Below are 12,258 nucleotides of genomic sequence, written 5' to 3' on the forward strand. Positions count from 1 at the left end.
AGGCGGGCGCAAGACTCGGATCGAGCCGAGAGGAGCTCCCATGACGACGCACGTGACCCCGGTCGATCCCGACGACCTCGCGATGAGTCCCGCCTTCGCGCAGGGCATGATCGCCCCGGCCGGTCCGCTCCTGTTCGTGGGCGGCCAGAACGGCATCGATGCCTCAGGGGCGCTGCTCACGGGCCTCCGAGCGCAGACCGAGCAGGCGCTCCGCAACGTGCTCGCGGTCCTCGCCGCCGCCGGTTGCGGACCGGAGCACGTCGTGAAGCTGAACATCCACCTCGCGCCGGGCATCGACCCCGCCGACGGCTTCGCCGCGAGCGCAGCCGTCTGGGGGTCCCATCGCACGGCCGTGACCGTCCTCATGGTCGCCCCGGCCCGGCCCGGCGCGCTGGTCGAGGTCGACGCGATCGCGGCGATCCCGCCGGTGGGGCCGTGACGACGCCGGGGGCCGGTGGCCGCGCCGTCCTGTACGGCGCCTTCGCGCTTCCGCTGTCACGCGGCGCCGCGTTCCGGCTGTTCACGGCGCGCGGCGAGGAGCTCTGGGTGCCCGGGTGGCTGCCGTTGTTCTTCGTCGACGGCGCCGACGACCTCGAGGTGGGCACGGTCTGGCAGACGAGCGCCGACGCCCGCCCCACGACGTGGATCGTCCTCGACTGCGAGATCGGCAGGTCGGTCCGATACGCCCGGGTCGCCGAGGGGTGGACGGCGGGCACCGTGACGGTCGGACTCGCCGACGCCGCCGAGGGCTGCATCGTGCGCGTCGCCTACGACCTCACCGCGATGACGACGGATGCCGCGGCCGACCTCGCACGATTCGCCGACGGGTACGACGCCTACCTCGACGAGTGGCGGACGACGATCCTCGACCACCTGGCGGCCGGCGGAACGATGCCGGAACCCGTCTGACGCGACCACCGCCGACGTCGCGGACCGGGATGCGCTCGCCGGGTGCGACGCCGCCTCAGGCCTCGATGTCGTCGAGGCGGGCGATCACGACCTCGAGAAGGCGTGCGAGCTCGGCGCGCTCGGCGTCGCCGAGGTCCTGGAGCACGTCGGACTCCACCACGTCGGAGCTGCGGATCGCGAGGCTGAACAGCTCCCAGCCGCCGTCGGTGAGTCGCACGAGGATACGGGTCCGGTTCTCAGGGTCGGGCGTGCGCTCGACGAAGCCCCGTTCCACGAGCTTGTCGAGCCGATGGGTCATCGATGAGGGCGCCACGTTCGTGAGGTCGGCGAGCTGGCTCGGCGTGAGTGCGCCGCCGTCCTTCGCGAGCGTGGCGACGACCGCCCACTCCCCCGCCGTGACGTCGAGGTCGGCGAGCTGCCTGGCGTACCACTGGTCGAGCTTCTTCGAGAGGCCCTGCACGGCGGTGATCACGCGCTGCACCGACTCCTCGCCGCCCGCGGCCACGTAGGCCGCGACGGCCCTGCGGTGCTGCTCGGCTGCACTCGGCCCGCGTCTCGCCATGCGGGAATTCTCGCACACGTCTTTCGGTTGCTAAGATTTCGACATCGAAGTATTCGACACCGAAGCCCCGTGTGGCGACGGTGTCGCCGCGGTGACCTGCCGCGGCATCCGTCATCGATCGCCCGACGATCGGCAACACGAAAGGGGTGCGCCCGTGCGCGCGATGCTGCTCGTCCTCGCTTCGAGCATCGGTTCTCTGGGATGGGGCGGGATCCTGCCCTACCAGTACGCCTATGCCGCGGAGACGAGGGACTGGGGCGCACTCGTCGCGGCCGGCGCCGCCTCCCTGTTCTCGGTCGGCGCGCTCGTCGCCGCGCCCCTCGCGGGCCGCCTGAGCGACCGGTTCCCGCCGGTGCGGGTCGCGGTCGCCGCCCAGCTGATCGGCGCCGCGGCCGCGGCCTCGCTCATCGTCGCCGACGAGCCCGGCGCGTTCCTCGCCGGCATGCTCGTCTTCGGCATGGGGCTCTCGGCCGCCGCGCCCGCGAAGCAGGTGCTCGCCCTGCAGTGGTCCACGAGCGACGACCGCCGCAAGGTGTTCGCCTACAAGTTCACGGGCGAGGCGCTCGGCATGGCCGCCGGCGCCTTCATCGCCGGGCTGCTCGTCGACCTCGACCGGCACGACGGCCTCGACGTCGGCTTCCTCATGGCGGCCGCGGGGTTCGCCGTGTCATCCGCCATCATCTGGATCGCCGGTCGCGGCGCGACCGTCCCGTCGGACTTCGCGGCCGATCCGACCGGGTCGGTCCGCGCCGTCGAGGCGCGCTCCCGCGGCATCCTCCGCATCATCTTCGCCACCCCGGCCCTGCGCTGGACCGCGATCGTGACGATCACGCTCGCGCTCGGCTTCTACGCGCAATTCGAGTCGGGGCTGCCGGCCTACGGCATCACCGTGCTCGGCGTCGACCCCACCGTGATCGGCACCGCGGCCGCCGTCAACTGCCTCGTGATCGTCGCGATCCAGGTCGTGATGGTGCGCCTCACCGCGAAGCGCAGCGCGCCCGTGCTGCTCATGGGCGTCGGCGCGATCTGGGTCATCGCCTGGCTCGGCCTGTCGGCCGCGCAACTCGCACCCGGCATCGCCGCGGCGATCTTCGTCACGACGTACGGTGTCTTCGCGGTCGGCGAGACCATCTACAGCCCCGTGCTGAACCCGCTGACCGCATCACTCGCGCCGAAGGGCATGGTCGGGCAGACGCTCGGCACCATGGCGGCGCTGCAGACGGCCTTCACCGCGGCCGGGCCGCTCGTGGCGGGCGTGCTGCTCGGAGCCGGCCTCGTCGACGGGTTCCTCTGGATGCACCTCGGGGTGAGCGTGCTCGCAGTGTTCGCCGCCTGGCGCGTGCACCGGGCGCTCGTCGAGTCGCGACGCGTGGCGGAGCCGCCGCTCACCCGGCCGATCCCGGTCGCCGGCGGGGTGTGAGGCGGCGGCCCCGCGCGGTCAGTGCGCGTCGTCCATGCCGGTGACGTGGACGGCGTACCCGACGCAGCCGGCGTCCTCCCACCGGTACGCGGGCGCGACGTCGGGATCGTCGGGACCGAACTCGGGGACGCCGTACAGCGCCTCGAACTCGACGGTCCCGGGTCGCGCGTTGCCGAGCCCGATCATGGCACGCTGCGCCGCGGGGTCGGAGGGCACGAGCCAGTAGGCCGTGAACACGTAGTCGAAGCCCTGTTCGAGCATGCAGTCGGCGATGATGCCCTGCTGGGTCAGCCAGATCTCGGTGTGGGCCGGGTCGGAGTCGTCGACCGGCCGGGGGATGGTCGCGATGTCGGTCGACGCGTCGTAGACCGGGAAGCCGAACTCGCTCGGCGCGAGCGGCGTCGCGGTGGGGGTCGCCTCAGGTGAGGGCACCGTCGGGGTCGACGTGACGACGTCCACGTCCGAGTCGACCGCGGGCGCGGCTGGTCGGATCGACGCACCCGGGTCCCGGGCCGCCGATGACTCGGCCTCGTGCTCGAGCAGCGACACCGCAGCCGTCGCCGCCAGCGTCGCCCCGGTGCCGATCGCGACCATCGTGGCGGCACCGGCGACCACGAGCGCGACCAGCGCGCGGCGACTCGAGGGTCGCGGCCGGTTGCGCGCGGCCTCGAGCAGGTCGTCGATCTCAGCCAAGGGGTGCTCCTTCATCATCGGTGGCGGTGGGGCGCGGAGCCCCGTGGCTCCCGGGTGCGCGGTGCCAGTGGATCGCGGCGGCGACGCAGGCGAGTGCGAGCGCGACGCCGACGGCGGATGCGGCGGTCTCCCACCAGGGGAGACGGTTCACCAGGAGCACCGCGCTGGCGCTGAGGAAGTAGAGTGCCCGGCCGGTCTCGGCCAGGATGAACGTGGTCGGAACCGCCAGCACGAGCGCGGCCCAGGCCCGGTGCAGTCCGCTCGTCAGGGCGATCAGTGCGAGCAGGGCGATCAGCCCGAGGGCCGATGCGCCGACCACGGGGCCGGGAACGTTCCCGATGTCGCCGATCACCAGTGCGCGGACGAGCCGGTACGCCACGAACGCGCCCAGCGCGACGTCGAGCACGCCGATCGTCGCGACGAGTGCGAGCAGCGCCGCGTCGGCGCTGAGCACGACCCGCACGTCGTGGTCGGCCCGACGCACGACGCCGGCGCGCCAGGCGAGATCGGCCGGCACGCCGCGGATCGCGCGGAGGCCGATCGACCAGGCGAGTCTCCGACCGCCGACGCCCGCCTCGGCGGCCCAGGCCGCATGCTCGTGGAGGTCGGACGCGATCTCGTCCTGGCGGCCCGTCGCGACCGCCGCGTCGAGGCCGCGGGTGTAGGCCATGGTCCAGCGGAGGACGCCGCGCGCGGCCCGCCGGAAGTGGCGGCTCGATCCGACCCTCACGCGATCGCCGGCCTCGTGACGGTGCTCGGCGCTGACGCGGCGCGAACGGACGCGCGGAGCGCCGCCTCCCCCGCACCCGTCACGCGGTACAGCCTGCGGCGCGGACGCCCAGCGGCTTCGGCCGATTCGGCGGCCTCCCATTCGGACTCGAGCAGCCCCGCCTCCGACATCCGGTTGAGCGCCTTGTACAACGTGCCGTGCGCCAGCAGGGCGGAGCCGTCGTGATCGGCGAGCGCGCGAGCGAGCCCGAACCCGAAGAACGACCCCTCCGCGGCCTGCAGCGTCGACCCGACGTCGAGGATCGACACCTCGATCGGTAGGAGCACCCCTGGCGTTCGTCTCGGCATGTCGAAACTATAGGAAGATATATGCCTATAAGGCAAGCCCATGTGTACGCCGGGCGGGCGCGCCTACGTCTGGGCTCGGATCTCACGCACGGACGCGCGCACGAGCGACGACCCGTGCCGGCTCCCCGTCTCGGCGACGGGCGTGACGATGGTGCTGCCGGGGGCATCCGCGCCGGTCGTCGCGCCCGCCGACGTGGAGGTGTGCGTCGACGACGACGCGGACGACCTCCAGGTCGGCCCCGTCGACTCGGAACCGCGACCCGCGTCCGATGACGGCTAGGACGCGGTGCGCAGCCCGGTGATCCGGATCACCGGCTCGCGCAGGCCGTCGTCGGTCTCCTCGAGACCGCGTGAGAACTCGAGGTCCGAGACGTCGTAGCGCTTCGCGAGCTTCGAACGGATCGCCGCCTCGTCGCCGTCGGCGCCGATGTCCCTCGGGTGCACGACCTCGACGTCGAGCACCGTCCCGTCGGCGCCGGAGACGGCGATGGACCATCCCGAGTCCTGGACCGTGTCGCTCAGGTGCGGTCGCGCCACCGCCTGCAGTGTGTTCTCCCCCATGGCTCGACTCTACGTTCCCCCGCGGCCTGCGAACAGGGCGCCCGGATCGATCCCGGGCGCCCCGCCCGTGCATCAGCCGACGGATGCCGCGGCCGCGCGACGCGCGACCGACTCCGCGGCGATCGCCCACCCCCACATGAGCGGGAGCATGGCGCTGCCCATCGACGTGACCTGGGTGATCAGGAAGAAGAACGGCAGCATCGCGATCAGCAGCCAGGCGGTCGTGCGCGGACGGAACCCGCGCCGCAGCAGCACGATGCCGAGCGGGATGCCGCCGAGGCCGATCACCGCGAATGCGGCGAGGCCGACGAGGAAGAACGCGTCGGTCCACGGCGTCCAGTAATCTCCGGCGAGCGCGAGGACGAGCAGGCCATAGGCGCCGAGCTGCACACGCCAGAGCGCCCGCTCGGCCCCGACCGGACCGCGGGCCCGGTAGGCCAGCACGGACGCGGCGAGGAAGGCGAGGCCGACCGGCAGCCAGATCTTGCCGTAGGTCCAGTAGACGAGCGTCGGATCGCCCCAGTCGAGCAGCGGTCGAAGGGCGTCCATCGCGGGCGGCGCCCAGGCGGCGACGATCGGCGACTCGAGGTCCTCGGGGTGCGCCGCGACGCGGCTCAGGGCGTGCAGTTGGCCGGCGACCGTGCCGAACGCGGCCATCGTCCACGCGATGGCCGCGATCAGTCGGGCGCGGCTCGCCGAGACGCGCGGTTCGGCGGTGCGGCGCGCCGCGGGCGTCGTCTCGGGTGCGGTGGTCGCGATGCGGTCGCTCATGGTCGTTCTTCTCCTTCGGTGCTGGTGCAATGCGGTGCGGTCGCCGCCGACGGTAGGGGCGAGCGGATGCCGCGGCGTCGTGCCGGCGGACGGAACGGGTGGACCGTGGGACGAACCGCCGCGTCCTCCCACGGGAGGATGCCCTCGGCGCGCTGCCGGGCGTAGCATCCCCACGTGCGGGCGAACACACGGGCCATCGACATCGCGGTCGTCGCGGTCGTGTTCGTGATCGCGCAGCTCGACGTCTGGGCCGGACTGGGCACGACGAACGCGGTCGGCCCCGAATGGGCTCGCTCGCTCGCGTTCGGCGCGGCCGCCGCCCTGCTCCTGTTCCGACGGCGGCATCCGCTCGGGGTGCTCGCCGGCGTGACCGGCGTGTACCTGGTCGAGTTCGCGGTCTTCGGCGCGCCCGAGGGCACCGCGGTGCTGATCACGCCCCTCGTGGCGATCTACACCGTCGGTCGGCTCGAGACCATGCCGCGGTCACTGCTCGGGGTCGCGCTGGGCGCGGTGCTCTGGGCCGGCTGGTCGTGGTTCGACCCGCTGAACGCGACCTTCGCGGACCGGATGGACACGATCGTGTGGCTCGCCCCCTGGGTGATCGCCTGGCTCGTGGGGGCGCTCGTGCGCGCGACGCTGCAGGCACGCGAACAGCGGCGCGCGGCGCTCGCGCAGCGCGAGTCGCGCGCGATCGCGGAGGAGCGCAACCGCATCGCGCGCGAACTCCACGACGTCGTCGGGCACAGCCTGTCGGTCATGATCGTCCAGGCCGCCGCGGTCCGCCGTCGCCTGGCCGCAGCGCAGGAGGTCGAGCGATCAGCCCTCGAGTCCGTCGAGTCCGTGGGGCGCGAGGCGCTCACCGAGATGCGCCGTCTCGTGGGCGTGCTCCGCACCGACGAAGCCGCGGGGCGCGAGCCCGCACCGGGTCTCGGCGACCTCGATCGTCTCGCCGAGCGGGTCACGGCGGCCGGGCTGCCGGTCTCGGTATCCGTCACCGGCGAGACGCGCGACCTGCCCGTGGCACTCGACGTGACCGCCTACCGGCTCGTGCAGGAGGGCCTCACGAACGCGCTCCGGCACGCAGAGGGCGCCACGCACGCGCGCGTCGACGTCGACTTCGGCGACACGGCGCTGCGGCTGCGGGTGAGCGACGACGGGCCCGGTCCCGGTGCGCCGACCGCGGGGCCCGACGTCGGCGGCAGCGGCAGCGGGCTCGCCGGGCTGCGGGAACGGGTGGCGCTCTACGGCGGCTCCCTCCTCGTGCGGCCGCACGACGACGGCGGCTGCGAGTTGTCGGCCGAACTGCCGTGGGAGGTCGCATGAGCACTGGCGACCCGAGGGCGCTCGCGTCGACCGAACGCGGCGCGGAGTACCGCGCCATCCGCGTGCTCGTCGTCGACGACCAGGCGCTCGTGCGCACCGGCTTCCGCATGATCCTCGAGATCGAGCCCGACCTGGAGGTCGTCGGCGAGGTCGCGGACGGCGAGCAGGCGGTCGACGCGGTCCGGGCACTCGCGCCCGACGTCGTCCTCATGGACGTGCGGATGCCGCGAGTGGACGGCATCGAGGCGACTCGCCGGATCGTCGCCGAGCACTGCAGCGGCGTGCGCGTCGTCATGCTCACGACCTTCGACCTCGACGAGTACGTCTACGACGCGCTGCAGGCGGGGGCCAGCGGGTTCCTCCTGAAGGACGTGCAGGCCGAGCTGCTCGTCGCCGGGGTGCGTGCCGTGCACGAGGGCGAATCCCTCCTCGCGCCGAGCGTCACCCGGCGGATGATCCAGACGTTCGTCGCGCGGCCGCGGCCGGACGCGGCATCCGCCCCATCGCATCTCGTCGCCGCACTGACGGATCGCGAGCGCGACGTGCTCGCCCTCGTCGCCCGAGGTCGCACGAACGGCGAGATCGCCGACGACCTCTTCATCTCCGAGACGACGGTGAAGACCCACGTCGGGCGGCTGCTCGCGAAGCTCGGCGCACGCGACCGGGTGCACGCGGTGATCATCGCGTACGAGGCGGGGCTCGCCGGCTGAGATCGGCCCCGCGGGTCCTCGTGCCGTTGCGGCATCCGGGCCGCTCTGGCAGGGTGTGCGCCGAGACGACCCCGGGAAGCCGAGACGACCCGGGGATGCCGAGGGGGCGAGGCGACGTGGTCACCGTACGAGAAGCGACGTTCCAGCTGTTCCGCGACCTGGGCCTGACCACCGTGTTCGGCAATCCGGGCTCGACCGAGGAGACCTTCCTCAAGGACTTCCCGTCCGACTTCACGTACGTGCAGACGCTCGCCGAGGCCGCCGCCGTCGGTGCGGCCGACGGGTTCGCGCAGGCGACACGCGCGCCGACGCTCGTCAACGTGCACACGTCGGCGGGCCTGTCGAACGGGATGTCGAACATCCTGACCGCGTTCATGAACCGCACGCCGCTCATCGTGACGGCGGGCAACCAGACGCGCGACATGCTGCTCATGGAGCCGTGGCTGACGAACATCGAGCCGTCGGTGCTGCCGAAGCCGTGGGTGAAGTGGAGCTACGAGCCGGTGCGGGCCGGTGACGTCCCGGCCGCCTTCATGCGCGCGTACGCGATCGCGACGCAGCCGCCGCAGGGCCCGGTCTTCCTCTCGATCCCGCTGGACGACTGGGATCGGGAGGCCGACGGTCCCGCGGTCGTCCGCCGCGTGGCGCATCGGATCGCCCCCGATCCGGCGCGCATCGCGGAGTTCGCGGTGCGCCTGTCGTCGGCGGAGCATCCGGCTCTCATCCTCGGCGCCTCGATCGCCCGCGAACAGGGCTGGGACCAGGCCGTCACGCTCGCCGAACGCCTGAACGCCACGGTCTGGGCGGCACCGGCCTCCGAGCGGGCGCCGTTCCCCGAGCACCACCCGCTGTACGCGGGGGGCCTGCCGTTCGCGATCGGCCCGCTCGCCGAGAAGCTCGCCGGCCACGACGTCGCGATCGTGATCGGCGCCCCCGTCTTCCGCTACTACCCGTACATCGCGGGCCCGTACCTGCCCGACGGCCTCCAGCTCCTGCATGTCTCGGACGATCCGGCGGAGACCGCGAAGGCACCGGTCGGCGACAGCCTGATCGGCGACCCGGTGCTGACGATGCAGGCGCTGACCGAGATCATCGAGGCCAGCCCGGCGCCCATGCGCACGGTCGAGATGCTGCCGCACCGGATGGCGCCGACCCCGGTCTCCGCAGACGCCGAGCAGGAGGCGCCCGAGGGCGCCCTCACCCCGCTGCAGCTGTTCCGCATCCTCAGGGATGCGACCCCGCCCGACACCGTCCTCGTCGAGGAGTCGCCGTCGAACCTCGCCGAGCTCCACGCCGCATGGCCCGTCGAGGTGCCCGACACGTTCTTCACGTTCGCCTCGGGCAGCCTCGGGTGGAACCTGCCGGCCTCCGTGGGCATCGCGCTCGCGGAGCGCAGGACGGGTCGGAACCGCCCGGTGCTCGCCGTCATGGGCGACGGCTCGCTGCAGTACTCCATCCAAGCGCTCTGGACGGCGGCGCAGCACGACGCGCACCTGATCGTCGTGGTGCCTCGCAACGGCGAGTACGCCATCCTCAAGTCGTTCGCGGAACTCGAGGAGACCCCCGGCGTGCCGGGCCTCGAGATCCCGGGGCTCGACATCGTCTCGCTGGCGAAGGGCTACGGATGCCGCGGCGTCGAGGCCGGCACGGACGACGAGGTGCGCTCGGCGCTCGCGCACGCGCTCGAGCACGGGGGCACGTCGGTCATCGTCGTGCCGGTCACGCCGACGGTGCCGTCGCTGCTCTGACGCCCGGCTGCGACGTCCCCGTGATCGCAGCAGCCGGGACGGCCGTGCTGTCGCGCACCACGAGACTCGTCGCCAGGTCGGTGCGAGGCGTCGGCTCGCCCGGTTCGAGCGGCTCCTCGGCCAAGCGGATGGCGAGACGCGCCGCCTCCTCGCCCATGCGGCGCAGCGGCTGGTGGACGGTCGTGAGCTTCGGCGTGAGCCAGCGGGCGAGCGGGATGTCGTCGTAGCCGACGACGGAGAGGTCCTCCGGCACGCGGATGCCGCGCTCGCGCGCGGCCTCGAGGACGCCGAGCGCCTGCATGTCGCTGCCGGCGAAGATCGCGGTGGGGCGGTCGTCGCGATCGAGCAGTTCACGGGCGCGGTCGCGGCCACCGGAGACATGGAAGTCGCCGAAGCGGATCCACTCCTCGTCGATCGGGAGTCCGGCCGAGTTCATGGCCGACCGGTAGCCGTCGATGCGCGCGAGCGAGCACATCATGTCGGCCGGACCGGTGATCGCGGCGATGCGCCGGTGGCCGAGCTCGATGAGGTGGCGCGTCGCCGCGAGCCCGCCCGACCAGTTCGCCGAACCCACCGACGGCACGTCGGGCGAGGGGTCGCCCGCCGGGTCGACGATCACGAACGGGATCGCGCGCGAGTGCAGTTGCTCGTGGTACTCGGGCGCCAGGTCGCTGAAGACGAGCACGACGCCGACCGGGCGTCGGCGCATGACGCCCTCGACCCAGTCGGGGTCGGGCGAGTGGCGGGTGCCGCTCACCGTCAGCACGACCGAGAGCCCGTGCTGCTTCGCGACCGATTCGACTCCGTCGATGACCTCCATCGACCAGATCGGGTCGAGTTCGTGGAAGACGAGCTCGATGAGCTCGGCGCGAGCCTCGCTGCGCCCGCCCCCTCGCCGACGGTAGCCGCGCTCGGCGAGCACCTGCTCGACGCGCGCGCGGGTCGCCGCGGCGACATCCGACCGGCCGTTCAGCACCTTCGAGATCGTCGCGAGCGACACGCCCGCCTCGGCGGCGATGTCGGCGAGCGTGACGCGCCCGGCCGCGGCATCCGTTGTCATGTTTCGAATTCTAGTCGCGAAACTTACGGACCGCACTCAGCCGCGCACGTCACTGACCGCACCGTCACCGAGTGCGCTGGGACGCACGCGTCGGTGTCGATCGGAGTTGCCGCCGGCGCGGCATCCGGTTATGTTGATAGTGCCAACAAATCATCGATGACGCTGAAAGGCGGATCACCCATGGCCAGCGCGCCCACCCGCGACGACAAGTTCTCCTTCGGCCTCTGGACCGTGGGCTACAACGGCACCGACCCGTTCGGCGGCCCCACCCGCAACGCCCTCGACGTCGTGCACGTCGTCGAGCAGCTCGCCGAGCTCGGCGCCTACGGCCTCACCTTCCACGACGACGACCTGTTCGCGTTCGGCTCCCCCGACGCCGAGCGCACCAAGCAGATCGACCGGCTGAAGGACGCGCTCGCCGACACCGGCCTCATCGTGCCCATGGTCACGACCAACCTCTTCTCGGCGCCCGTCTTCAAGGACGGCGGGTTCACCTCCAACGACCGCCAGGTGCGCCGCTTCGCGCTCCGCAAGGTCTTCCGCCAGCTCGACCTCGGCGCCGAGCTCGGTGCGAAGACGTTCGTCATGTGGGGCGGCCGCGAGGGCGCCGAGTACGACTCGGCCAAGGACATCCGCTCGGCCCTCGAGCGCTACCGCGAGGCCGTGAACCTGCTCGGCGACTACGTGACCGACAAGGGCTACGACATCCGCTTCGCCATCGAGCCGAAGCCGAACGAGCCCCGCGGCGACATCCTGCTGCCGACCCTGGGCCACGCGATCGCCTTCATCGACTCGCTCGAGCGCCCCGAGCTCGTGGGCCTCAACCCCGAGGTCGGCCACGAGCAGATGGCGGGCCTCAACTTCGCCGCCGGCATCGCGCAGGCGCTGTACCACGGCAAGCTCTTCCACATCGACCTCAACGGCCAACGCGGCATCAAGTACGACCAGGACCTCGTGTTCGGCCACGGCGACCTCCACAACGCGTTCGCGCTGGTCGACCTGCTCGAGAACGGCGGCCCCGGCGGCGTCCCCGCGTACGATGGCCCCCGCCACTTCGACTACAAGCCCTCGCGCACCGAGGACGAGACCGGCGTCTGGGATTCGGCCGCGGCCAACATGCGCACCTACCTGCTGCTCAAGGAGCGGGCCGCGGCCTTCCGCGCCGACCCCGAGGTGCAGGACGCGCTCGCGGCCGCGAAGGTCGACGAGCTCGCGCAGCCGACCCTGGGCGAGGGCGAGACCTACGACGACTTCCTCGCCGACCGCTCGGCGTACGAGGAGTTCGACCCGTCGGCGTACCTCGGCGGCAAGGGCTTCGGCTTCGTGCGCCTGCAGCAGCTCGCCACCGAGCACCTGCTCGGCGCGCGCTGACCGATCCGTCCCGCCCCCGCCGCGCCTCCGGGCCCGGCGGGCGCCCCAGCGGG

At 72.6% G+C, this 12,258-nt stretch carries 15 protein-coding genes; 8 read left to right on the top strand and 7 right to left on the bottom strand.

The features are described 5' to 3' along the window. The first annotated feature begins 40 nt into the window (after positions 1-40). Together ACSJD1_RS04970 and ACSJD1_RS04975 are read left to right on the top strand one after the other, a co-directional pair. Positions 41-439 carry a RidA family protein gene (locus tag ACSJD1_RS04970; protein WP_438854206.1) on the top strand — a complete coding sequence of 133 codons (399 nt, stop codon included), beginning with the start codon at positions 41-43 and terminating at the stop codon, positions 437-439. Then, the gene (locus tag ACSJD1_RS04975; protein ID WP_438854207.1) at positions 436-909 is read left to right on the top strand and encodes a hypothetical protein; all 474 of its coding nucleotides are present in this window, start codon (positions 436-438) and stop codon (positions 907-909) included. Before ACSJD1_RS04970 ends, ACSJD1_RS04975 begins: the two co-directional genes overlap by 4 nt. 55 nt (positions 910-964) lie before the next feature. Here the strand turns inward: ACSJD1_RS04975 and ACSJD1_RS04980 are convergent, their stop codons facing one another. Continuing rightward, positions 965-1,471, bottom strand: coding sequence for a MarR family winged helix-turn-helix transcriptional regulator (locus tag ACSJD1_RS04980; protein WP_438854208.1), 507 nt, complete (start codon positions 1,469-1,471; stop codon positions 965-967). A 163-nt stretch (positions 1,472-1,634) separates the two neighbouring features. Here ACSJD1_RS04980 and ACSJD1_RS04985 point away from each other — a divergent pair, with 163 nt between their 5' ends. Then, the gene (locus ACSJD1_RS04985; RefSeq protein WP_438854553.1) at positions 1,635-2,891 is read left to right on the top strand and encodes an MFS transporter; all 1,257 of its coding nucleotides are present in this window, start codon (positions 1,635-1,637) and stop codon (positions 2,889-2,891) included. Positions 2,892-2,909: 18 nt separating this feature from the next. On the opposite strand, the gene ACSJD1_RS04990 is transcribed toward ACSJD1_RS04985, so the two are convergent. Genes ACSJD1_RS04990 through ACSJD1_RS05000 form a run of 3 tightly spaced genes read right to left on the bottom strand, consistent with a single transcriptional unit; the run spans position 2,910 to position 4,661 of the window. Continuing rightward, positions 2,910-3,584: a hypothetical protein gene (locus ACSJD1_RS04990; RefSeq protein ID WP_438854209.1), complete on the bottom strand. Its 675-nt coding sequence runs from the start codon at positions 3,582-3,584 to the stop codon at positions 2,910-2,912. Next, the gene (locus ACSJD1_RS04995) at positions 3,577-4,254 is read right to left on the bottom strand and encodes a hypothetical protein (protein ID WP_438854210.1); all 678 of its coding nucleotides are present in this window, start codon (positions 4,252-4,254) and stop codon (positions 3,577-3,579) included. The genes ACSJD1_RS04990 and ACSJD1_RS04995 overlap by 8 nt, the downstream gene beginning before the upstream one ends. 56 nt (positions 4,255-4,310) lie before the next feature. After that, positions 4,311-4,661, bottom strand: a complete 351-nt coding sequence (locus ACSJD1_RS05000; RefSeq protein ID WP_438854211.1) for a PadR family transcriptional regulator — start codon at positions 4,659-4,661, stop codon at positions 4,311-4,313. A gap of 40 nt (positions 4,662-4,701) precedes the next feature. Between ACSJD1_RS05000 and ACSJD1_RS05005 the strand changes: the two genes are divergently transcribed. Next, positions 4,702-4,941 carry a hypothetical protein gene (locus tag ACSJD1_RS05005; RefSeq protein ID WP_438854212.1) on the top strand — a complete coding sequence of 80 codons (240 nt, stop codon included), beginning with the start codon at positions 4,702-4,704 and terminating at the stop codon, positions 4,939-4,941. On the opposite strand, the gene ACSJD1_RS05010 is transcribed toward ACSJD1_RS05005, so the two are convergent. Together ACSJD1_RS05010 and ACSJD1_RS05015 are read right to left on the bottom strand one after the other, a co-directional pair. Beyond that, positions 4,938-5,222, bottom strand: a complete 285-nt coding sequence (locus ACSJD1_RS05010) for a hypothetical protein (protein WP_438854213.1) — start codon at positions 5,220-5,222, stop codon at positions 4,938-4,940. The genes ACSJD1_RS05005 and ACSJD1_RS05010 overlap by 4 nt on opposite strands. Positions 5,223-5,294: 72 nt before the next feature. Then, entirely contained in the window at positions 5,295-5,993 is a 699-nt protein-coding gene (locus ACSJD1_RS05015) for a hypothetical protein (RefSeq protein ID WP_438854214.1), read from the bottom strand. Positions 5,994-6,167: 174 nt separating this feature from the next. On the opposite strand from ACSJD1_RS05015, the gene ACSJD1_RS05020 reads away from it, so the two are divergent. The 3 genes from ACSJD1_RS05020 to mdlC all read left to right on the top strand — a co-directional run bounded on the left by ACSJD1_RS05020 (position 6,168) and on the right by mdlC (position 9,774). Then, positions 6,168-7,316: a sensor histidine kinase gene (locus tag ACSJD1_RS05020; protein ID WP_438854215.1), complete on the top strand. Its 1,149-nt coding sequence runs from the start codon at positions 6,168-6,170 to the stop codon at positions 7,314-7,316. Continuing rightward, positions 7,313-8,026 (top strand): response regulator, encoded by a 714-nt coding sequence (locus tag ACSJD1_RS05025; RefSeq protein ID WP_438854216.1) that lies wholly within the window; start codon positions 7,313-7,315, stop codon positions 8,024-8,026. Before ACSJD1_RS05020 ends, ACSJD1_RS05025 begins: the two co-directional genes overlap by 4 nt. A gap of 116 nt (positions 8,027-8,142) precedes the next feature. Continuing rightward, positions 8,143-9,774 carry a benzoylformate decarboxylase gene (gene mdlC, locus ACSJD1_RS05030; RefSeq protein ID WP_438854217.1) on the top strand — a complete coding sequence of 544 codons (1,632 nt, stop codon included), beginning with the start codon at positions 8,143-8,145 and terminating at the stop codon, positions 9,772-9,774. Here the strand turns inward: mdlC and ACSJD1_RS05035 are convergent. Then, entirely contained in the window at positions 9,746-10,834 is a 1,089-nt protein-coding gene (locus tag ACSJD1_RS05035; RefSeq protein WP_438854218.1) for a LacI family DNA-binding transcriptional regulator, read from the bottom strand. The genes mdlC and ACSJD1_RS05035 overlap by 29 nt on opposite strands. A gap of 180 nt (positions 10,835-11,014) precedes the next feature. Between ACSJD1_RS05035 and xylA the strand changes: the two genes are divergently transcribed. Beyond that, positions 11,015-12,205, top strand: coding sequence for a xylose isomerase (xylA, locus tag ACSJD1_RS05040; protein ID WP_438854219.1), 1,191 nt, complete (start codon positions 11,015-11,017; stop codon positions 12,203-12,205). The last annotated feature ends 53 nt before the right edge of the window (positions 12,206-12,258 follow it).

This window comes from Agromyces excoecariae, assembly GCF_051715505.1.
GTDB lineage: Bacteria > Actinomycetota > Actinomycetes > Actinomycetales > Microbacteriaceae > Agromyces.